Source organism: Stenotrophomonas sp. PS02297 (genome assembly GCF_029959705.1).
In the GTDB taxonomy this organism is placed as follows: domain Bacteria; phylum Pseudomonadota; class Gammaproteobacteria; order Xanthomonadales; family Xanthomonadaceae; genus Stenotrophomonas; species Stenotrophomonas nitritireducens.
Map to the genome: position 1 here is coordinate 1 of NZ_JASCOS010000061.1, position 21732 is coordinate 21732.

The window sequence follows — 21732 nt, forward strand, 5'->3', positions numbered from 1 at the left end:
AACCCCCGGGGGGGGGGCGGGCCCGGGGGGGCGCCGGGGGGGGGCCCCCGGCCCGAGCCGTCGCGCCGCGGCGGCTCAGCCGCCGCAACCGCCGCAGCATTCCGAAGGCACGCGCTCCAGCTGCGCGGCGGAAATCGACAGGCCGCCGCGGCCCAGCGCCGGCAGCAGGCTGTGTTCGTCCAGCAGAGTCGAGATGCGCAGCACCCGGCTGAGCGGCTCGATGTCCAGCAGGACGGAAGGATCGGCGTCCTGCAGTGCGTCTTCCAGCACCTGCAGGTCCGGCGCGGTGCCGGACAGGGAAATCCTGAATTGCGTCATCGACATACTCCCGGGGCGAAGCACGCGACCGGTGGCCCGCCCCATGGCCGTCCCGGCGGCGGGCACCGTGCCCGCCCACCGGATACTGCGTGCCCGCGCCGCTGTCCGCCCTGACCGGGGTCAAGCCGCGGCGCGACAACCGCCGGCGATGTTCACTGCTGCGGAATGAGCGCGTCGTCCAGCGCGCTGGCGCGCTGCCATGCAGGGCGCGCGCGCAGGCGTGCGCCGTACCCGGCGAACGCCGGGCGCTCGGGCAGGGTCCTGAACATCATGCCCCACAGCACCTGGCTGCCCAGGTAGACGTCGGCCGCGCTGAAACGCTCGCCCAGCAGCCACGGCGCGGCGCCGGCGACGGCCTGCTCCAGCGTGTCGACCATCTGCTCGAAACTGCCGTAGCCCACCATGCCCGCCTTCTCCGGTGGCGCCAGCAGGCCGAACGCCTTGGCGCTGGCTGCGGCCTCGACCGGACCGGCGGCGAAGAACAGCCAGCGGAAATAGCTGCCGCGCAGCGGATCGTCCAGCGCCGGCGCAAGCCCGGCCTGCGGGAATGCATCGGCCAGATAGCTGCAGATGGCCGCGGCCTCGGTGACCGCCACGCCGCGATGGACGATGGCCGGCACCTTGCCCATCGGGTTGATGGCCAGGTACGCCGGCGACTTCATGCTCTCGCCATAGCCCAGTACCTCGGTGCGGTACGGCTGGCCGGTTTCCTCCAGCATCCAGCGCACGATGCGGCCGCGCGACTGCGGGTGGGTGTAGAAGACGATCTCGTCCGCCGTGCTGCCCATGCGCCTGTCTCCAGGAAAGGAGCCGGCAGTCTAGCAACGCGGGCGATGCCGCATCAGTAGGCGAACTCGCCGAACACCGGGTCCACGCTGCCGCCCCAGGCGCCGTGGAACAGGTCGAGCTTGCGCTCGGCGGCGGTCCTGCCGGAGTCGACGATCTCCTGCAGCACGTCGAGGAAGCGGGTCTCGTCCTGGCCGTCATGGTTGAGCGCGGCGCGGCGGCGCAGGCCTTCGCGCGAGATCTCCAGCGCGCGCCGCGCCAGGTCGCGCACGCTGCCGCCACGGAACGGCAGGTTCATCGCGTGCCTGGGCACGCCGTCGCGCAGCGCGTGGCGCTCGGCCAGGCTGAAATCCTTGACCAGGTCCCAGGCCGCGTCCAGCGCCGCATCGTCGTACAGCAGGCCCACCCAGAACGCCGGCAGCGCGCAGATGCGGCTCCATGGGCCGCTGTCGGCGCCGCGCATTTCCAGGTATTTCTTCAGCCGCACTTCCGGGAAGGCGGTGGTCATGTGGTCGGACCAGTCGCGCAGCGTCGGCAGCGCGCCCGGCAGCACGTCCAGCTCGCCGCGCATGAACCTGCGGAACGACTTGCCGCTGGCATCGTGATAGATGCCGTCGCGGTAGGAAAAGTACATCGGCACGTCGAGCAGGTAGTCGACATAGCGCTCATAGCCGAAGCCGTCCTCGAACACGAAATCGAGCATGCCGGTGCGGTCGGCGTCGGTATCGGTCCAGATGTGCGAGCGGTAGCTGAGGTAACCGTTCGGCTGCCCTTCCGTGAACGGCGAATCGGCGAACAGCGCGGTGGCGATCGGCTGCAGCGCCAGCGATACGCGGAACTTCTTCACCATGTCCGCTTCGCTGGCGTAATCGAGGTTGACCTGTACCGTGCAGGTACGGGTCATCATGTCCAGGCCGAGCGAACCGACCTTGGGCATGTAGCTCTTCATGATCTGGTAGCGCCCCTTGGGCATCCACGGCATGTCCGCGCGCGTCCACTTCGGCTGGAAGCCCATGCCGAGGAAACCGAGCTGCAGTTCGCCGGCCACCTGCGCCACTTCGTTGAGGTGGGTGCCGGTTTCCACGCAGGTCTGGTGGATGCTTTCCAGCGCGGCGCCGGACAGCTCCAGCTGGCCGGCCGGCTCCAGCGTCACCGAGGCGCCGTCGCGCAGCAGGGCGATGGTGTTTCCGTTTTCCTGCACCGGCTCCCAGCCGAAACGGGTCAGCCCGGTCAGCAGCGCCTCGATGCCCCGCTCACCTTCGAACGCCGGCGGGCGCAGGTCGTCCAGACGGAATCCGAACTTCTCGTGCTCGGTGCCGATGCGCCACTGCGCGCGCGGCTTCTCGCCTGAGGCGATCGCCTCCACCAGCTGCGAGCGGTCGGTAATGGGCGTATCGGCGACGTGGCTGGGGCTCGACAAGGGCTGGCTCGCAGTGTTCTGGCTGGTCGGAAAATGGGGGCCTGCCCCCGGCATCACAAGAACCGACCCGCGGTCCGTCGCGCTCGTCCCTGCGCCCCGTCCAGGGCCGGCAATGCGCGTATCTCCATACGCTGCGCTTGCTCGGCTCCGCCACGGGCCACCGGCCCTCGCCCGCGATGGATCGCGAACCGCTTCCGAGCGCGCACTATATCGCGGCGCTTATTGCCGGCATGTCGCGGTGACGGTTTTCAGCATCCCACCGGCGGCGACTTGACCCTCGTTCGCAGCCGCAGCTGCGAGTCATTCCAGCCGCGGCGGGCGCGCCGCCCTACACTGGCCGGCATGAAACGATCCCCGCACAAGGAAGTCCATCGTTCCGAGCGCGTCGGCTGGCTGCGCGCGGCCGTGCTCGGCGCCAACGATGGCATCGTCTCCGTCGCAGGACTGGTGGTCGGCATCGCCGCGAGCGGCGCGCCGGCATCGACCGTATTGGCCACAGGGGTGGCCGGCACGGTCGCTGGCGCCATGTCGATGGCCGCGGGCGAATACGTGTCCGTGCAGTCGCAGGCCGATACCGAGCATGCCGATCTGGCGCTCGAACGCCGCGAACTGCACGAAGACCCGCATACCGAGCTGGAGGAACTGGCCGGCATCTACCGGCGGCGAGGGTTGTCGCCCGAGCTGGCGCACCAGGTAGCCGTGCAGCTCACCGCCCACGATGCGCTCGCCGCGCATGCGCGCGACGAACTGGGCATCACCGAGGAACTGCGCGCACGGCCATTGCAGGCGGCCGTGGCTTCGGCGGGCGCCTTCATCGCCGGCGCGACCCTGCCAGTGCTGACCGCACTGCTCGCCCCGCATGCGCACGTGGCGCAGATCACCACCGTTTCCACCCTGATCGGGCTGTGCATCACCGGCGCGATGGCCGCCCATGCCGGCGGCGCGCCGCGCCTGCGTGGCGCGCTGCGGGTGATGTTCTGGGGCGCGCTGGCGATGGCGGCGGCGGCGGCCATCGGCACCCTGTTCGATACCCACCTCGCCGGCTGAAGGCGCGCCGGCCGACTGCCGACGCACTGCGAGCTGGATGCGCCATCGGTCGCGGCCACAGGACTGTCGCCGGCCGTAGCCGCCCGCCGGCAGGATCCGGCCAGCGGAGCTGGGCTTACCGCAATCGCCTTGCCCGCTGTCGCGCAACGCCGTGGCGCCCCGCAACACCTGCGACATTTCGTCGCAGGCGATGCCGCGTCCGACGGCATCGCCACGCCGGAGCGCCCGGCCAGACGCGTCGGCCTGGGTGCCGTGCGGGGTTCCCGCCACTGACGCCCCGGTGCCAAAGGCCGAAGCACATATCGCCCCCAGGGCAGGAGCAGACCGACCGGTCCAGCGTCCCGTCCGCATTCCTCTCCCTCATGCGGGAGCGCGGCGGCTTACGCCCGGGTACCGTCCGCCGGCGGATTCAGCCCCAACCAGCCGCCGATGACCGCGCGGGCCTCGTCCACGCCCTGCTTCGACTCGCCGGAGAAGGTCTGCACGCTCACCGAGTCGCCGAACGCATCGGCCAGCTCCTTGCGCACCTTCTGCAGGGTCTGCGCCTGCTGCCCGCGGCCGAGCTTGTCGGCCTTGGTCAGCAGCGCGTGCGCCGGCAGGCCGCGCTGCACCGCGTAGGTCAGCATCTGCCGGTCGTAGTCCTTGAGCGGATGGCGGATGTCCATCACCACCACCAGCCCCTTGAGCGCGTCGCGGGTGCGGAAATAGTTGTCGATGAAGGCCTGCCAGTGCGCCTGCAGTTCGTACGGCACCTTGGCGTAGCCATAGCCGGGCAGGTCGACGAGGTGGGCATCCGGAGTGACCTGGAAGAACACCAGTTGCTGGGTGCGGCCCGGGGTCTTGGAGACGCGGGCCAGCGCGTTCTGGCGGGTCAGCGCGTTGAGCGCGCTGGACTTGCCGGCGTTGGAGCGACCGGCGAACGCCACTTCGGCGCCCTCGTCCGGCGGCAATTGCCGGGCATTGTGGGCGGAAAGCAGGTAGCGGGCGCGTTCTAGGAGCTGTGACATGGGCATAGGATCGCACGGAGCGGCCTCCCCTGCCGCTCCGTGCGTTGACCCTGCCATGAAACGGCATGGATAATCCGGTCGATGCCGCGCGGACCCGCCCGGCCCGTTCCACACGGAGCTTCTGCATGCGCCACGCTCGTGTCTTAGCCGTTTCCGCCCTTGCCATTCCGCTGATTGCCGTCGTCGCTTTCGCGCAGAGTTCGGTCACGCCCGTGCCCGACAACGCGCCGGTGCAGACCGCGCCGCTGGAAATCGACCTCAGCAAGACCCTGCCCGGCGACGCCGAAGCCGGCGAAGGCAAGGCGCAGACCTGCGCCGCCTGCCACGGCGCCGACGGCAATTCCGCCGTGGAGATGTATCCGCGGCTGGCCGGCCAGAGCGAGCGCTACATCGCCCGCCAGCTGGCGCTGATCGCCGGCGGCCAGCGCACCGAGGGCGCGGTCGCCGCCATGCTGCCGTTCGTGCAGGGCATGACCGCGCAGGACATGCGCGACATCGGCGCCTTCTTCGCCCGCCAGAAGGCCGGCGCCGGCGTCGCCGACGACATGGCCATCGCCGACGGTCCGTACGCCGGCATGAAGTTCTACGAGATCGGCCAGAAGCTGTACCGCAGCGGCGACGCCAGCCGCGAGATCCCGGCCTGCATGGCCTGCCACGGCCCGAGCGGCGCCGGCAACCCCGGCCCGGCCTACCCGCACATCGGCGGCCAGCACGCCGGCTACGTCGCCCAGCGCCTGCAGCACTACCAGGCCGGCCAGACCCACGAGACCGATCCGTCGCAGTTCCGGATCATGGCCCAGGTGGCGGGCAAGCTGACCGAGCAGGAAATCCAGGCGCTGTCCAGCTATGTGCAGGGCCTGCATGCACGGGCCGACGACGTGGCCGTGGCCTCGGCGCCCTCGCAGCCCTGATGGTGCCGGTCGCCACGGCGACGAAGGACCTTGTTCCCGGATACGCCGACCCCTGCGGTCGGCGTCTCTTTTTCGGTTGGAGACCCCCGATGCGACATTTCCCGCGACTGTTCCTCCTGCTGCTGGCCCTGCTGCCGCTGACGGCCTGCGCCGCCGACAGCGCCGCGCCGGTGGAAGGCCAGGACTATGAGGCGATCGCCGAGCCCGGCCCGTTCGCGCCGCTGGCGGGGAAGATCGAGGTGGTCGAGGTGTTCGGCTATCCCTGCATCCACTGCGCCCATTTCGAGCCGCTGCTGGAAGCCTGGGCGGCCAGGCTGCCGGCCGACGTGCGCTTCACCGCGGTGCCGGCCGCCTTCGGCGGCCATTGGGACGCCTACGCGCGCGCCTTCTATGCCGCCGAGCAGACCGGCGTGCTCAAGCGCAGCCACGCCGACGTGTTCAAGGCCCTGCACGAGCAGCGCAGCCTGCCGATGCAGAACGTATCGCCGCAGGAACTGGCGACCTTCTACGCCGCCTACGGGGTGCAGCCGCAGCGCTACATCGATGCGCTGCGCAGCGACCAGGTCGAGGAAAAGGTGAAGGCCGCGCGCGCCTTCGCCATGCGTGTCAAGGTTCCGGGCACGCCGGCGCTGATCGTCAACGGCAAGTATCTGGTCAAGGGCCGCAACTTCGAGGACCAGCTGCGCATCGCCAGTGCCCTGGTGGAACGCGAGCGCGCCGCCACCCGGCGTCGCTGAATCCGTTCCGGAGCGTTCCGCGAACCGGTTCAGCCGCTGCCGCACATAATGTCATCATGCGCCCCGCGGTCGCCGCCGGCGGCCTGACGACCCGACGAATCCCCGCTGGAGATCCACCGATGAAGATCCGCTTCGTACTGGCCCTGACGGCCCTGCTTCCGCTCATGGTCGCCTGCAAGGCGCAGGACGGCTCCACCGACGCCGTGGCGCCGGCCGCCGCCGGGCAGCCGGCTGCGGCGACGGAAGCCGCTCCCGCACCGGCCGCCGCCGAGGGCGAAAACGCCGCCGCGCCGCAGACCCCGGCTGGCGATGAAGCCGCCGCCGAACCGGCCGCCGCCAACACGCCGGTACCGGCGCAGGCCCGCCTGGTCGGCCCTGAGCCGGTCGCCGGCACCGACTATGTCGTCATCGAGGGCGGCCAGCCGATCCAGCCGGCGACCGGCAAGATCGAAGTGGCCGAGGTCTTCGGCTACGTCTGCCCGGCCTGCGCCCGCTTCCAGCCGCTGATCGGGCCGTGGAAGGCCGGCCTGCCGTCGGACGTCAACTTCGTCTACGTGCCGGCCATGTTCGGCAGCATGTGGGACGACTACGGCCGCGCCTTCTATGCCGCCGAGGCGCTGGGCGTGCAGGAGAAGACCCACGACGCGCTGTACTCGGCCATCCACATCGAACATACGCTCAAGGGCGAACTGGGCCGCGACTCGGTCGAGGACATCGCCAACTTCTACGGCAAGTACGGCGTCAACCCGAAGACCTTCGCCGACACCATGGGCAGCTTCTCGGTGGTGGCGAAGACCAACCGCGCCAAGCAGTTCGCCCAGCGCAGCAAGATCGGCGGCACGCCGTCGCTGATCGTCGCCGGCAAGTACCTGGTCAAGGGCAAGGGCTACGAGGACATGCTGCGCATCGCCGACCACCTGATCGCACGCGAACGCGCCGCCAACGCCAAGTAAGGTATGAAGGGCCTCGTCGACGCGAGGCCCTTGTTCCATCGCCGTGAAATCCCCCACCCACACCCTGCGCTTGCTCACGGCCAACATCCAGGCCGGCTCCAGCACGCGCCGCTACAGCGATTACGTGACCCGCAGCTGGTCGCACGCGCTGCCGTCGGGCAGCAAGCGCTCCAGCCTGGACGCCATCGCCAGGCTGGCCAGCGGCCGCGATATCGTCGGCCTGCAGGAGGCCGACCCCGGCAGCCTGCGCTCGGGCTTCACCAACCAGACCCACTACCTGGCCCAGCGCGCCGGCTTCAACTACTGGAGCCACCAGCCGAACCGGCGCATGGGCGGCGTCGCCTCCAGCGCCAACGGCCTGCTCAGCCGGCTGGAACCGGTGGAAGTCCAGGATCACGCCCTGCCCGGCCGCATCGGCGGCCGCGGCGTGCTGCTGGCCCGCTTCGGCGACGGCCGCGAAGGCCTGGCGGTGGCCGTGGCCCACCTGTCGCTGGGCGTGGGTTCGCGCCTGGCGCAGCTGGACTTCATCGGCGACCTGCTGTCGGACTATCCCAACGCGGTGCTGATGGGCGATTTCAACTGCAAGGCCGAACGCCCGGAAATGCAGGTGCTCTACCGCAAGACGCGGCTGCAGCCCCCCGGCTGCCTGGTGCCGACTTTCCCAAGCTGGCGCCCGGAACGGGCCATCGACCACATCCTGATCAGCGACAGCCTGCGCACGCTCGAGACCGGCGCGGTCGCCGCCGCCCATTCGGACCATCTGGCGGTGGAAATGCAGGTCGAGGTCCCGGGCGACAGCCTGCGGTAGCGTCAGCGGCAGATCCTTCGGTAGAGCCGGGCAACGCCCGGCTGAAGCTTGCCCGGGAAAGCATCCAGCAAGGCCTGGCCTCGCCCTACGGGTTCACGTCACCACGGCGGCCGCCGCCGGCGGCGGGCGGCGCGCGGTCGCCGCGCTGCCCACCGACGCCAGCACGGTGCAGCCGATCGCGAGCCATTGCAGCCCGCTCAACTGTTCGTGCAGCAGCAGCAGGGCCCACAACGCGGCCACCGCCGGCTCCATGCTGATCAGGATGCCGAAGGTCTCCTTGGGCAGGCGCTTGAGCGCCATCATCTCCAGCGACATCGGGATCGCGCTGGAGACCACCGCCACCAGCAGGCCGGCCAGCAGGATCGACGGCTGCAGCAGCGCCACGCCGGCATGGGCGACCCCCACCGGCACCACCACCAGCGACGCGGCCACCAGTCCCAGCGACACCGTATGCCCGGCATGCAGGTGCCCGGCGCGCTTGCCGAACACGATGTACAGCGCCCAGCAGGCCGCCGCGCCGAGCGCATACAGCACCCCGGTCATGTCCAGCGCCGGACCACCGCTCAACGGCAGCAACAGCAGCAGCCCGGCCACCGCGCAGCCGACCCAGACGAAATCGACCGGGCGCCGCGAGGACAGCATGGCCACGGTCAGCGGCCCGGTGAACTCGATGGCCACCGCGATGCCGAACGGGATCGTGCGCAGCGCCATGTAGAACAGCAGGTTCATCAGGCCCAGCGTCAGGCCATAACGCAGGATCGTCGCGCCATCGGCGCGGCTGGTGTGCCAGCGCCACGGCCGCCACAGCGCCAGCAGGAAAAGCGCGGAAAAACCCACGCGCAGCGCGCTGGTGCCCTGCGCGCCGATCAACGGGAAAAGATGTTTGGCATAGGAAGTGCCGATGGCCAGCGACGTCACCGAGCCGAGCACCGCCAACACCGGCCACAGCGGCGCGAATCGGGAGGTCTGCATGCGCATAGTGTAGGGCGCCACGCCGTCGCGTAGCGCCTTTGTCGCGGCTTCCGGACAGCCCATGGCGCCGCTGCCCAGCCCCGATGGGCGTAGCGGGCCACCCGCGGCTGCGGGCGACCCGCGGCGGCGGCATTACTGCACGAAGGCGATGCGCTCCATGTGCGCGTTGTTGGCTGCCGCCAGCACCTTGGCCATGGTGTCGTACGCGGCGTCCGGGCTGGTGGCGATGCGCAGCTCCGGCAGGTTGCCGGCATGCAGCCGTGCCTGTTCCTGCAGGCGCGCCTGCAGCGCGGCGACCGGCAGCGCCTGTCCATTCCAGCTGAGCTGGTTGGCGGCATCCACCCGCAGCTCGATCGGCGGCGGCGGCTCGACGCGCGGCACCACGGTGGTCGTGCGTTGCGGCAGATCCACCGGGATCGGCCACGACACCAGCGGCGCGGTGACGATGAAGATGATCAGCAGCACCAGCATCACATCCACCAGCGGCGTGACATTGATGTCGGCGATCGGCCCGGAACTTCCTGCTGCACTGAATGCCATGGTCCGCTCCTTCGGCGGGGCGGCGCGCCCCATCGCCGACACTACGCCGCGGCCTGACCTTGCCAGCGGGCAGGCCCGCCGATGTTCAGCCGCGGTTTCGGAAAGTGCCGGGGATGTCCGATGCGTTCATGCGCCGGCCGGCATCGCCGCGACGATGTTGACGGGGGCCCGGCTATGCTTTGCCGATGAAACGGAATACCTGCCTGCTGCCTTTCGCCGCGTCCCTGTTGCTGGCCTGTACCGGCACCGGCGCGCAGACCCTCGACGCCCAGCGCCCGGCCATGCGCATGGCCATCGACAACGCCGAGCGCGGCCAGTTCGACGCCGCCGCGAGCGCCAGCCTGCGCAGCCATCCGCTGTACGGCTGGCTCGAATACAGCGCCCTGCGCCGCGGCATCGATACGGTGGACACGCCGCAGGCGCTGGATTTCCTCAAGCGCTACCAGGGCCAGGCCGTGGCCGACGCGTTCCGCGCGGTCTGGCTGCCCGCGCTGGCGCGCCGCCAGGACTGGCCGGCCCTGCTCGCCAACTGGCAGCCCAGCAACGACCCGGGCCTGCAGTGCGCCGAACTCAACGCACGCCTGGCCACCGGCAAGGCCGATGCGAAATGGACCGGCGATGCGCAGGCGTTGTGGCGCGGCAGCGGCAAGTCCCTGCCCGATGCCTGCGACCCGGTGTTCGCCGCCCTCGCCGACCGTGGCGGGCTGACGCCGGCGCTGCGCTGGGAACGCATCGATGCGGCCGCCGATGCGCAGCAGCCGGGCGTGATGCGCGCGGCGGCGCGCGGCCTGCCCGCCGCCGAGCTGGCGCAGGCCAACGCCTACGCCGCCTTCGTCGACAAACCCGACGCGCGCGCACTGGACTGGCCGAAGACCGAACGCAGCCGCCGCATCGCCACCGACGGGCTGGAGAAACAGGCCCGGACCGATCCCGACGCCACCGAACGCCAGCTGCCGCAGTACGCGCAGGCGCTGGGCCTGAGCGATGCGCAGCAGGCCCAGGTGCGCTACCAGATCGCGTTGTGGACGGTGGCCTCCTACCTGCCCGATTCGGCGCGGCGGCTGGCGGCGGTGCCAGCGTCGGCCTATGACGAACGCCTGCACGAATGGCGCGCGCGCGAGGCGATGGCGCGCGGCGACTGGCCTTCGGCATTGGCCGCGATCCGCGCGATGCCCGCCGCCCAGCGCGGCGATTCGCGCTGGCGCTGGTTCGAGGCGCGGCTGCTGGAGAAGACCGGCAAGGCGGCCGAGGCCATGCCGCTCTACCGCGCCGTCGCCGGCGAACCGACCTTCCATGGCTTCCTCGCCGCCGACAAGCTGCAGCAGCCCTATGCGCTCTGCCCCTGGGACCCGGGCGACAGCGCGCAGGCGCGCGCGGCGGTGGCGCGCGATCCGGCGCTGGTGCGGGCGCTGGAGCTGTTCCGCATCGACCGCGCCGCCTGGGCCGCGCGCGAATGGGCCGACGCGCTGTCGCGGTTCGACGACACCCAGCGCCGCCTGGCGGTCGAAGTGGCCGGCGAAGGCGGCTGGTTCGACCGCGCGGTGTTCGGCCTGAAGGGGGCGCAGGAAATGCGCCTGTACGCACTGCGCTTCCCGCTGTACCACGACGACACCATCCGCCGCGAAGCCGCGCGCAACGCCCTGGACCCTGCCTGGATCGCCGCCGAGATCCGCGCCGAAAGCACCTTCAACCCGAACGCACGCTCGCCCGCCAACGCCATGGGCCTGATGCAGGTATTGCCCGCCACCGGCGCCGGCGTCGCCAAGCGCATCGGCCTGAGCGGCTATGGCGGCGCGGCCAGCCTGTACGACCCGGACACCAACATCGCCATCGGCAGCGCCTACCTGCGGCAGTTGCTGGACAAGTACGACGGCCTGCCCTACGTGACCATCGCCGCCTACAACGCCGGGCCCACGCCGACCGCGCGCTGGCAGTCGCAGCGCCCGGGCTTCGATCCGGATTTCTGGATCGAGACCATCAGCTACAAGGAGACCCGCGAGTACGTCGCCCGCGTACTCGCCTTCAGCGTGATCTACGACTGGCGCCTCAACGGCAAGGCGGTGCCGCTGGGCGACCGCATCGCCGGCCGCGTCGGACCGCCATCGCGCGGCTTCGCCTGCGCAGCACCGTAGGCACGCGCAGCGGCAACGCACCGCGCGGCATCCGGCACGGCCGGGAGGCCGTGCGTGGTTTTGCCATCGCGGCGTTTCCACGCATGATGTCGCGCATGAAGATCTATCTCGTTGGCGGCGCGGTCCGCGATTCCCTGCTGGGGCTGGAAGCGGGCGACCGCGACTGGGTGGTGGTCGGCGCCACCCAGCAGGAAATGGAAGCGCAGGGGTTCAAGGCCGTGGGGCGCGACTTCCCGGTATTCCTGCATCCGCGTACCGGCGAGGAACACGCACTGGCGCGCACCGAGCGCAAGAGCGGGCGCGGCTACCGCGGCTTCGTGGTCGACGCCGATCCTTCGGTGACGCTGGAACAGGACCTGCAGCGCCGCGATTTCACCCTCAACGCCATCGCCCGCGACGAGGAAAGCGGCGAACTGGTCGATCCATGGGGCGGCATGCGCGACATCCAGGCGCGCGTGCTGCGCCACGTCGGCCCGGCCTTCGTCGAAGACCCGTTGCGGGTGCTGCGCGCGGCGCGGTTCATGGCGCGCTTCGCGTCGCTGGGCTTCACCCTCGCCCCGGAAACCGCCGACCTGATGCGGCGGATCGCCGCCAGCGGCGAACTGGAGGCGCTGGTGCCCGAACGCATCTGGCAGGAACTGCGCAAGGCGCTGCGCTCGCCGCGGCCTTCGGCGTTCCTGCGCACCCTGCACGACACCGGCGCGCTGGCGTCGATCCTGCCGGAGGTGGAGGCGCTGTACGGCGTGCCGCAGCGCGCCGAATTCCACCCGGAAGTGGATACCGGCGTGCACCAGGAGATGGTCAGCGACATGGCCGCGCGGCTGGCGCCGGGCGACGACCTGGTCGGCTTCGCCGCGCTCACCCATGACCTGGGCAAGGCGCTCACCCCGGCCGACCAGCTGCCACGCCACGTCATGCACGAACAGCGCGGCCTGAAGCCGCTGGCGGCGCTGTGCGAACGCCTGAAGATGCCCGCCGACCACCGCCAGCTGGCCGAGGCGGTGTGCCGCGAACACCTCAACGTGCACCGCATCGACGAACTGCGCGATGCCACCGTGCTGGAACTCATCCAGCGCTGCGATGGCTTCCGCCGCCCCGAACGCATCGCGCAGATGGCGCTGGCCTGCGAATGCGACAAGCGCGGCCGGCTCGGCTTCGAGGACAGCGACTATCCGCAGCGCGCCACGCTGCAGCGCCTGCATGCCGCGGCGCTGGCGATCAACGCGCGCGATCTCGCCGCCGCGGGCCTGAGCGGCCCGGCGGTGGGCGAGGCGGTGAAGAAGGCACGGATCGAAGCGATCGGCGCGGCACGCCGGGCATAGGAAAAGCCGGGTCAGGGTGCCCTTTCCCACGGGAGCCGCGCACCCGGCCCCGCTTTTTCCGTCGGTTTCCCGCTACAGGCCGGTTGCGCCAGCAGCCACTCCTGCGCCCGCCGCGTCGCTTCGGCGCGCTGCGCCGCGGTGACATCGGGAACGATGCGGCTGCCGTCGCCGATGCCGTTGCGGTCCTTCATCACCGTACCGGTCAGCAGCAGGGTGCTGCCATCGACCAGCGTCACCAGCGAATTTCCCGTGGAATAGCCCATGGTCGGCGTGCCGAAACTGCGGCTGCGCGGGCGTCCGCGCAGCGCCAGCACGATGGCCTCGCCGGAACTGGCGGTGCGCCCGGACTGGAGCACCGCGACCGGCGCGTCCGGCCTGCGCAGGCGGCGGGTCGCATCGTCCGCCGCCAGCAGCGGCATATCGCCCACCCACACCGCGCCCTCCCGGTAACGCCAGGGCTGCAGCGCGGCACCGTCGAAAAAATGCCCGACCACATCCGGCCCATCGGCGTCGCCACGCAGCAACGGACCGACGCCCAGCAGCATCGGCCACATATTGCCGCCGGTGTTGTCGCCCAGGTCCACGATCCAGCCGCAGCGGCTGCCGTCGTCCTGGCGCCAGAGGAAGTCCTGCAGGCGTTGCGCCTCCTGCCGCTCGGCGGCCCGCTGCCGATCGCGCGGGAGACCGGGGTCGGACAGGTAGGGAGCAACGCTGATCAGACCGAGCCGGGCGTCGATCGGGTGAGCCTGCGGTCCTTCGGTGGCAGCGGCAGCCGGCGCCATGCCCGACCCCGCTGCCCGCTTCTGGTATCCCTCGCGCACCTCTCCGGCCGACATCCACCTGCCATGGCCGGCTGTCGCGCGGTTGATGGCATCGGACAGCAGCCTGCGCTGCCGGTCCGGATCGTCGCTGGCGGCAAGATCGCGGCGCAGCGCCGCCCAGTCGACCCGGTCGCGATACAGCGCCTTGTGCTCCAGAAGGCCCAGCATCTGTTCCCGCGCCGGCAACGACGGCACCGGGGTCGCCGCGGCCGGCAGGGCCAGCATCGCCGCCAGCGTGACCCACGCCATCACACCGTTCTGCTTCCTGCGCATCGTGGTTTCCATCCCATGGATCGGATCGGTGCAGGATAGGACCAATCCCTTGCCCTGCCTGCGCTTCTAGATCTTCAGATAGATCCGCCGCCGGTCCAGCCACCACACCGGCAGCCACCAGACCGCGACGAAAGCGACGGCCATCGCCAGCGAAGCGGCTTCGGCGCCGGCCAGCGGGGTGATCCAGCGGTCGAACACGTTGGCGTACAGCCAGCCCCAGCTGCCGGTACCGAGCATCGCCAGCACCATCACCCCGGAACCGGCGTAGGCGGTGATCGCGTTGGCGCCGAAGCGCCGGCCCAGCGGCGGCCACTGCACGCGGTCGATGAGCAGGTGCGCCAGCCAAAGCGCCGCCAGCGCCCAGCCCGCCGTCCACAGCACGTAGGACGGCGTCCACAGGTTCTTGTTGAGCGGTTGCCACATGGCCCACAGCGCGCCCAGCGCCAACAGCACGGCGGCGGCCAGCAGCAGGCGCGCGGGGCGACCGCTGCGCAGCAGCGCGCCGGCACGCAGGCCGATCAGGGTCGAGGCCAGCGCGCCCAGTGTGGAAAGCAGTCCTTCGGGATCGTGCCCCAGCCCGGTGGCGGCGTCGTACTTGTAGGCCATGTCGCCGAACAGGACGGTGTCCACGCGACTGGGCAGGTTGTGCCAGGGCTCCAGCGTACCGCCGGCCGCCAGCAGCGCCGCGTATCCGCCCAGCAACAGCAGCAGGCAGGCACGCTGCGCGTTCGCGCGCAGCCAGATCGCCATCGTGCCGACGACGGCGAAGCACACGCCGATGCGCTGCAGCACGCCCAGCGGCCGGTAATGCGCCAGGTCCAGCCACCACCACGCCAGCAGGTGCAGCAGCATGCCCAGGCCGACGATGCGCAGCGCACGCACCAGCACGGTGCGGGTCAAGGCGGCGCGGTCGGCGCCGTGTTCGACGCGCGGCACCACGCCGAGTCCGATCGATACACCGACGATCACCAGGAAGAACGGGAACACCAGGTCGGTGGGCGTGCAGCCGTTCCATTCCGCATGTTCCAGTGGCGCGTACACATGGCTCCACGTGCCCGGGTTGTTGACCAGCAACATGGCCGCAACGGTGATGCCGCGCAGGGCATCGACGGATGCGTAGCGGGCTGGCGTGGTGCGAACGGATTGGGAATCTGTCATTGGCATTGCCCCGCGCGATGGAGTCGGAACTGCGTTGTTGCTGTTGCTGCTGTTGTTGTTGCTCTGAAGCTTTTGACTTTCCGGGTTCCCTTCCGCAGCGACGGAGCCGACGGACAAGACCCCGCAAGGGGCGACGTGCATGGATGCACGTCGTTTTTCGACGAGACAAGGATGTCTCGTCGAAAAATCCCGGCGGCGGAGTGGACCCGGCGCGCACAGCGCGTCGGGCGCGGAGGCAGGGGGTGCTTTCTTTTGGTTACTTTTCTTTGCACAAGCAAAGAAAAGTGACTCGCTCCTGCGAAGCAGGAGTGAAAGCTCTCGCCTTTAGCTGTTTTCCCCAGAGGAAAAACAAGCAAGCTCCGCGCGACTCAAACTACGCAGGGTTTAGCTCTCCTCACTATGGAGGAGGGACCATGTCCCGAACTCGTTCCGACTGATGGAAAGCAACAGCTCACTCCCGCTGCCCCGCAATCCACGTAGCCTGCACCTGCAGCGCTTCATCCAGCAACACGAAATCGGCCTGGTAACCGGGCGCGATATGGCCATACCGGTCATCCACGCGCAGGAACCGCGCGGGATAGGTCGACGCCATCCGCGCCGCCTCGGCCAACGGCAGCCCCAGCAGGCTGACCGTATTGCGCACGGCGGTGGCCATGTCCAGCGCCGAGCCGGCCAGCGAACCGGCGGCGTTGCGCACCACGCCATCGACGGCGGTGATGACCTCGCCATACAGCTCGAACGAGGGATCGTCCGCACCGACCATCGGCATCGCGTCGGTCACCAGCAGCACCTTGCCGCGCGGCTTGGCCGCCAGCGCCACCCGCAGGCTGGCCGGATGCACGTGCACGCCATCGACGATCACCCCGCACCAGCTGTGCGGATCCTCGAGCGCGGCGCCGACCACGCCAGGCTCGCGCCCCTGCAGCGGCGTCATCGCGTTGTACAGGTGGGTGAAACCGCTGATGCCGGCGTCCAGCCCGGCGCGGGTTTCCTCGTAGCTGCCCGCGGTGTGCCCGGCGCAGACGATGGCGCCGTTGCCGACCATCGCCTTGATGGTCTCCACGGGCACCCGTTCGGGCGCCAGCGTGATCAGGGTGACGCCGTTGTCCAGCGAGGTCGCCATCGCCACCTCGTCCGGTCCCGGCACGCGGAACTTGCCCGCGTCGTGCGTGCCCTTGCGTGCCGGCGCGATGTACGGCCCTTCCAGGTGGATGCCGAGAATGCCAGGCACGCCCTCTGCGATGGCCTGGCGCACCGCGGCGATGGCTTCGGCCATCACCGCCGCATCGTCGCTGATCAGGGTCGGCATCATGCCGGTGGTGCCGAAGCGGCGGTGCCCGCGCATCATCGCGCGCAGGGCGGCCACGTCCGGCGTGTTGTTGAGCAGCGCACCGCCGCCGCCATTGACCTGCACGTCGATGAAGCCCGGCAGCAGCCAGCCGCCGCCGAGATCATGGCGCGGCACGCCGGCCGGCAGCGAAGCCTCGGGCAGCACCGCGGCCACCCTGCCCTCCTGCACCAGCACGGCATGGCCGGAGTGGAAGTCGTCGTTGCCCAGGACGCGGGCGTTGGTCAATGCGTAGCTGGTCATCTTTTCGTTTCCAGATTCCGGCCCCGGGAGGGGGTGGACAAACAGGCTCCCGCGCACGGGGAGCGGTCGCGGGGAGGAGGCGCAGCGACGCCTGGCTGCATTCGACCGCAGGCGGCTCCGGACCGGCCCTCCTCCTTGCGCTCCAGGGCGCCTGCATCCTGCATCCGTGCGCTTCTTCCTCCAGGCGGCTTCGCCGTGCGGCCCGACAGTCCCCGCCGGGCCGTCTCCCCGCGGGAGAAGGAAAACCGTCAGACCGTTTCGGTCACCTTGTTCAGATGCGGAGGCAGGTCCGGATTATGGCCCCGGCGCAGCGCCAGCGCGTTGATCGCGCGGTAGAAGCTCTGCACGGTCAGCAGCGGCGCGCACAGCGGGTGCGGTGCCAACGCGACCGGCAGGTTGCCGCCCTCGCCGGCCAGCCACACGCGCGCGCCGCGCGCGCCGAACTCGTCGGCCAGGGCACGGGTGCCGGCGCCGGTCTCGTCGGGCTGGGCGAAGGCCAACACCGGGAAATCCTCGCCCACCAGCGCCATCGGCCCGTGCTTGACCTCGGCCGAGCTGTAGCCCTCGGCGTGCAGGCCGCAGGTTTCCTTGAACTTGAGCGCCGCTTCCTGCGCCGCGGCCAGGCCCGGGCCGCGGCCGACGACGAACAGGTTGTGCGCATCGACCAGCCCGTCGGTCAGCGACGTCCAGTCACACTGCCAGGCCTGGGTCAGGGCGGCAGGAAGGGCGTCGAGCGCGGCGATCAGGGTCCGGTCGTCGCTCCAGTACGCGCACAGCTGCAGGATCGCGGCCAGCGAGGCGAGGTAGCTCTTGGTCGCGGCCACGCTGCGCTCGGCGCCTGCGCCGAGCGGGATCACCGTGTCGGCCAGCTGTGCGAGCGGCGAATCCTCGACGTTGACCAGCGCGACCACGCGCGCGCCGGCGGCCTTGGCCGCCTCGGCGTTGCGCAGCAGGTCCGGGCTCTTGCCCGACTGCGAGATCACCAGGTACAGGGCATCCTGCAGCTTCTGCCTTGCTTCGTAGACCGAGCCCACCGACGGCGACGCCGAAGCGGTCACCAGGCCCAGCCGCGTCTCGAACAGGTACTTGGCATAGGTGGCGGCGTGATCGGAACTGCCGCGCGCGCAGGTCACCACGAACGGCGGCGGATTCTGCCGCAGATCCGCGGCCAATGCCTGCACCACGTCCCGGTTGCGGGCGAACTGCGCGGCGATCACGGAGGCGCTGGAAGCGGCCTCGTTGAACATCAGGGTTTCGGTTTCGCTGGGCAACATGGCTCTACTCGGAAAGATCGGGGGAAATGGAAGGCGGCCGCAGCGGCTGCTGGCGCAGCGGCGCGGTGGAGCCGCGCACCACCAGCTGCGGCACGAAGCCCTGGTTCTGCAGCTGCACCGGGTTGTCCTCGTAGGCGTCGGTGCGCAGCTGGCTGATCAACAGGCGCGCGGCATGGCGGGCGATGTCGCCGGTGGCCTGCTTGGCGGTGGTCAGCGCCGGCCACGACTGGCGCGAGAACGGGCTGTCCTCGAAACCGGCGATGGACAGGTCGTAGGGCACGTTCAGCCCGGCCGAATTGGCCGCGGCCAGCACGCCGGCGGCGATCTCGTCGTTGGAGCCGAAAATCGCGGTCGGCGGCTCGCGCAGCGCCAGCAGGCGGCGCGCGCCACGGAAGCCGTCGTCGAAGGTGTAATCGCCCGGGATGACGAGGTGCTTGTCCAGGCTGATGCCGTAATCCTTGAGCGCCGCCTCGTAGCCGGCGTAGCGCTCGCCACTGGAACGGTGCTCGGGCCCGCCCCACAGGAAACCGATGCGCTGGTGGCCGAGCTGGATCAGGTGTTCGGTGATCTCGTAGGCGGCATCGCGGTCGTCCACGAACACGCAGGCGCCGTCGGCCGGGTCCTCGGTGGCGGCGATGATGCGCACCGTCTTGATGCCGCGCGCGTTGAGCGCGGCCACCAGTTCCGGGCGCTCGGACATCGGCGCGGTCAGCACCAGCCCGGCCAGGCGCGAACGCTGCACCCAGTCGGCCAGCTCTTCGGCCAGCATCGGCGAGGTCGAGTCGCAGGGATGGATCTGCAGCCCGAAGCCGGTCTCGCGGCAGGCCGACAGCACGCCGTTCTGCACGCCGATGATGTGGTACGGATTCGGGTTGTCGTAGACCAGCCCGATCACGAAGGTGGTGTTGCTGCGCAGGTTGCGCGCGGACGGATCCGGTTCGTAGTCCAGTTCGGCCACCGCGCGCAGCACGCGCGCGCGGGTGGCCTGCATCACCGAAGGCTCGTTGTTGATGACCCGCGACACCGTCTTGAGCGAGACCTTTGCCCGCTCGGCGACGTCCTTGATGGTGGGTCTGCGCATGACGGTTTCCTGCCTGGACTGATTGTCCGCCATGATGCTCGATTCAGCCGCCATGCGCGCGGCCCGCACGCTGCCCACTGACAGCGAAATACAGGATGTACAGGTAGCAAGGCACCATCAGCGCGGCGAACACCAGCTGGAAATCGAAGTGCTGCTTGAGTACCGCGAACGCCTGCGGAATGATCGCGCCGCCGGCGATGCCCATCACCAGCAGGGCCGAGCCGGTCTGGGTGAAGCGGCCCAGGCCGCGGATCGCCAGCGGGAAGATCGCCGGCCACATCATCGCGTTGGCAAAGCCCAGCGCGGCCACGAAGCCCACCGAGACATAGCCGTGGGTGACGTAGGCGCCCAGGCTGAACAGCACGCCGAGCACCGCCGACACCGCCAGCCAGCGTTCCTGCGAGATGAAGCGCGGGATCAGCACCAGCCCGACCAGGTAGCCGACCAGCATCGCCGTCAGCGTGTAGGAAGTGAACAGCTTGGTCTGGTCCAGCGGCAGGTCGAAGCCATGGCCATAGGTGCCGATGGCGTCGCCGGCCATCACCTCCACGCCGACATAGACGAACAGGCACAGCACGCCCAGCCACAGGTGCGGGAACTGGAACACGCTGCGCTTTTCCGACACGCCGCCCACGGACCCGGCATTGGCCTCGGCCGCGCGCACTTCCGGCAGCGGCGAGAACAGCACGCCCACCGCCACCAGCAGCAGGACGCCGGCGATGACCATGTACGGCGTGTGGATCTTGGCGGCGAAATCGTTGAGCAGCTGGGTCCTGGTCGCCGCATCGGCCACCTTCACCTGTGCGTCCAGATCGCCGATGCCGTGCAGCACCAGCGAGCCGATCACGATCGGCGCGAGGATGCCGGCGACCTTGTTGCAGATGCCCATCAGCGCGATGCGCTGGGCCGCACCCTCGATCGGGCCGAGGATGGAAATGTACGGGTTGACCGCCGTCTGCAGCAGCGCCATGCCGCCGCCGATCACGAACAGGCCGCCCAGCGCGCCGGCGAACCAGCGTTGCGTCGCGAACTGGCCGAACAGCATGGCGCCCACCGCCATCACCGCCAGGCTCAGCGCAAGGCCCTTCTTCATGCCGGTGCGGTTGAGGATCACCGAGGCCGGCAGGGCCAGGAAGAAATAGGACAGGTAGAACACCATCAGCACCAGGAACGCCGACACCTCGCTGACCTCGAAGGCCAGCTTGACGAAGGTGATGAGCGGCCCGTTGATCCAGGTACAGAAGCCGAGGATGAAGAACAGGCCGCCGACGATGGCGATCGAGGACGCCATGCCGGTGCGCGGCGTGGAAGCGGGAACAGCGGACATTGGCAAGGCTCCTGCAGCTGCGAGAGGGACGGCTCACGCCGACCGGTGGTAACTGGGAACAACGTTGTCACATTTATGGTTTGGCGCCGATGGGTTTGTCAACAACGCGTGTACGCACGCATCGGCCCGGCCGCGGACCACGGATGCAGCGGAGCCACGCCGCTCAATGCCTTTGCCCTGCAAACGCAGGACTCCCCGACGACCTGCTTTCGAATGCAACAAAACCTCGATGACCCTCGGCGCGCAAAACGTCGCTGCGGCGCAACATCGAAAGTTTCAATTATTCGTTGACATCGTTGTCAGAACGATTACAGACTCGGCCCCCGATGGCGCCTGATGGGCGCTCCCCAACGCCATAGGGAAACCGAGTGACCGCTGCCGCCCCCACACTGCAGACCTTCCCGCTCGACAGTGCGTCGCGGCCGTTCCTCGCCGCCGATGTGGGCGGCACGCATGTGCGCGTCGGCCTGATCCGCGCCGGCAATGGCGAAGGCCTGGCGATCGAGATCCTGTCCTACCGCAAGTACCGCTGCGCGGATCATCCGAGCCTGAGCGCGATCCTGTCCGACTTCGCCAGCCACAACCCGCCGGTGGAGCACTGCGTCATCGCCACCGCCGGCTACGCGCTGGCCGACGGCAGCGTGATCTCGGCCAACCTGCCCTGGCCGCTGTCGGCCAACCGCATCCGCGACGACCTCGGCTTCCAGGCCGTGCACCTGGTCAACGACTTCGAAGCCGTCGCCCACGCCGCCGCCCACATCGACGGCAGCCAGGTCCTCCAGCTCACCGGCCCGGCCGAAGCGCCGCGCGGCCCCACCCTCGTCGTCGGACCCGGCACCGGCCTGGGCGCCGCGGTCTGGATCCCCGTCGGCGACCGCTCGGTCGTGCTCGCCACCGAAGCCGGCCAGGCCTCGCTGGCCGCCAGCACCGAACTGGAAATGGCCGTGCTGCAGCAGATGCTGCGCAACCGCAGCCATGTCTCCATCGAACACGGCGCGCTGTCCGGCCCCGGCCTGCTCAACCTCTACAACGCCCTGTGCGCCGTGCGCGGCACCGCGCCCGTCCACGCCACCCCCGATGCCGTCAGCGCCGCCGCCTGCGACGCCAGCGACCCGCTCGCGGTCGAAACGCTGCAGCTGTTCTGCGGAATCCTCGGCTCCACCATCGGCGACATGGCCCTGCTCTACGGCGTGCAGGGCGGCATCTATCTGGCCGGCGGCATCCTGCCCAAGCTCGGCCAGTTCCTCATCGGCA

Annotated in this window: 20 protein-coding genes; 8 read left to right on the forward strand and 12 right to left on the reverse strand. The window is 70.0% G+C overall.

Features of this window, described 5'->3' with window-relative positions:
* Positions 1-75 precede the first annotated feature (75 nt).
* From QMX80_RS12060 to QMX80_RS12070, 3 genes are all read right to left on the reverse strand, one after another.
* Positions 76-318: a hypothetical protein gene (locus QMX80_RS12060; RefSeq protein WP_156358037.1), complete on the reverse strand. Its 243-nt coding sequence runs from the start codon at positions 316-318 to the stop codon at positions 76-78.
* Between the two features lie 152 nt (positions 319-470).
* The gene (locus QMX80_RS12065) at positions 471-1106 is read right to left on the reverse strand and encodes a glutathione S-transferase family protein (protein WP_273084615.1); all 636 of its coding nucleotides are present in this window, start codon (positions 1104-1106) and stop codon (positions 471-473) included.
* A 53-nt stretch (positions 1107-1159) separates the two neighbouring features.
* Positions 1160-2524, reverse strand: coding sequence for a glutamate--cysteine ligase (locus tag QMX80_RS12070; protein WP_282277290.1), 1365 nt, complete (start codon positions 2522-2524; stop codon positions 1160-1162).
* Positions 2525-2866: 342 nt separating this feature from the next.
* Here QMX80_RS12070 and QMX80_RS12075 point away from each other — a divergent pair, with 342 nt between their 5' ends.
* The gene (locus QMX80_RS12075) at positions 2867-3571 is read left to right on the forward strand and encodes a VIT family protein (RefSeq protein ID WP_055772210.1); all 705 of its coding nucleotides are present in this window, start codon (positions 2867-2869) and stop codon (positions 3569-3571) included.
* A 380-nt stretch (positions 3572-3951) separates the two neighbouring features.
* Here QMX80_RS12075 and yihA read toward each other — a convergent pair whose 3' ends face one another.
* Positions 3952-4578, reverse strand: a complete 627-nt coding sequence (yihA, locus tag QMX80_RS12080) for a ribosome biogenesis GTP-binding protein YihA/YsxC (protein WP_273084621.1) — start codon at positions 4576-4578, stop codon at positions 3952-3954.
* A gap of 125 nt (positions 4579-4703) precedes the next feature.
* Between yihA and QMX80_RS12085 the strand changes: the two genes are divergently transcribed.
* From QMX80_RS12085 to QMX80_RS12100, 4 genes are all read left to right on the forward strand, one after another.
* On the forward strand, positions 4704-5489 hold the full coding sequence (locus QMX80_RS12085; RefSeq protein WP_055772216.1) for a c-type cytochrome: 786 nt from the start codon (positions 4704-4706) through the stop codon (positions 5487-5489).
* Positions 5490-5578: 89 nt separating this feature from the next.
* A complete protein-coding gene (locus QMX80_RS12090) occupies positions 5579-6226 on the forward strand; it encodes a thiol:disulfide interchange protein DsbA/DsbL (protein WP_282277291.1) in 648 nt (215 codons plus the stop codon).
* Between the two features lie 119 nt (positions 6227-6345).
* Positions 6346-7179: a thiol:disulfide interchange protein DsbA/DsbL gene (locus QMX80_RS12095; RefSeq protein WP_282277292.1), complete on the forward strand. Its 834-nt coding sequence runs from the start codon at positions 6346-6348 to the stop codon at positions 7177-7179.
* A 70-nt stretch (positions 7180-7249) separates the two neighbouring features.
* Positions 7250-7987, forward strand: coding sequence for an endonuclease/exonuclease/phosphatase family protein (locus QMX80_RS12100; protein WP_282277302.1), 738 nt, complete (start codon positions 7250-7252; stop codon positions 7985-7987).
* Positions 7988-8080: 93 nt separating this feature from the next.
* On the opposite strand, the gene QMX80_RS12105 is transcribed toward QMX80_RS12100, so the two are convergent.
* Together QMX80_RS12105 and QMX80_RS12110 are read right to left on the reverse strand one after the other, a co-directional pair.
* Positions 8081-8959, reverse strand: coding sequence for an EamA family transporter (locus QMX80_RS12105; protein WP_057505080.1), 879 nt, complete (start codon positions 8957-8959; stop codon positions 8081-8083).
* 132 nt (positions 8960-9091) lie between these two features.
* Positions 9092-9499 carry a biopolymer transporter ExbD gene (locus QMX80_RS12110; protein WP_057505079.1) on the reverse strand — a complete coding sequence of 136 codons (408 nt, stop codon included), beginning with the start codon at positions 9497-9499 and terminating at the stop codon, positions 9092-9094.
* 185 nt (positions 9500-9684) lie between these two features.
* Between QMX80_RS12110 and QMX80_RS12115 the strand changes: the two genes are divergently transcribed.
* Positions 9685-11631 carry a transglycosylase SLT domain-containing protein gene (locus QMX80_RS12115; protein ID WP_282277293.1) on the forward strand — a complete coding sequence of 649 codons (1947 nt, stop codon included), beginning with the start codon at positions 9685-9687 and terminating at the stop codon, positions 11629-11631.
* Positions 11632-11726: 95 nt separating this feature from the next.
* Positions 11727-12953, forward strand: a complete 1227-nt coding sequence (locus QMX80_RS12120) for a multifunctional CCA addition/repair protein (RefSeq protein ID WP_282277294.1) — start codon at positions 11727-11729, stop codon at positions 12951-12953.
* A gap of 11 nt (positions 12954-12964) precedes the next feature.
* On the opposite strand, the gene QMX80_RS12125 is transcribed toward QMX80_RS12120, so the two are convergent.
* The 6 genes from QMX80_RS12125 to QMX80_RS12150 all read right to left on the reverse strand — a co-directional run bounded on the left by QMX80_RS12125 (position 12965) and on the right by QMX80_RS12150 (position 20478).
* Positions 12965-14047, reverse strand: a complete 1083-nt coding sequence (locus QMX80_RS12125; RefSeq protein WP_282277295.1) for a S41 family peptidase — start codon at positions 14045-14047, stop codon at positions 12965-12967.
* A 66-nt stretch (positions 14048-14113) separates the two neighbouring features.
* A complete protein-coding gene (locus QMX80_RS12130) occupies positions 14114-15205 on the reverse strand; it encodes a heparan-alpha-glucosaminide N-acetyltransferase domain-containing protein (RefSeq protein ID WP_282277296.1) in 1092 nt (363 codons plus the stop codon).
* A gap of 451 nt (positions 15206-15656) precedes the next feature.
* On the reverse strand, positions 15657-16796 hold the full coding sequence (gene nagA, locus QMX80_RS12135; protein WP_057505075.1) for an N-acetylglucosamine-6-phosphate deacetylase: 1140 nt from the start codon (positions 16794-16796) through the stop codon (positions 15657-15659).
* Between the two features lie 248 nt (positions 16797-17044).
* A complete protein-coding gene (locus QMX80_RS12140; protein ID WP_282277297.1) occupies positions 17045-18070 on the reverse strand; it encodes an SIS domain-containing protein in 1026 nt (341 codons plus the stop codon).
* A 4-nt stretch (positions 18071-18074) separates the two neighbouring features.
* Entirely contained in the window at positions 18075-19151 is a 1077-nt protein-coding gene (locus QMX80_RS12145; RefSeq protein ID WP_055772642.1) for a LacI family DNA-binding transcriptional regulator, read from the reverse strand.
* Between the two features lie 43 nt (positions 19152-19194).
* A complete protein-coding gene (locus QMX80_RS12150; protein WP_282277298.1) occupies positions 19195-20478 on the reverse strand; it encodes a sugar MFS transporter in 1284 nt (427 codons plus the stop codon).
* A 368-nt stretch (positions 20479-20846) separates the two neighbouring features.
* Between QMX80_RS12150 and QMX80_RS12155 the strand changes: the two genes are divergently transcribed.
* Positions 20847-21732: glucokinase (locus tag QMX80_RS12155; RefSeq protein WP_282277300.1), on the forward strand; the 886-nt coding region annotated here is incomplete at its 3' end.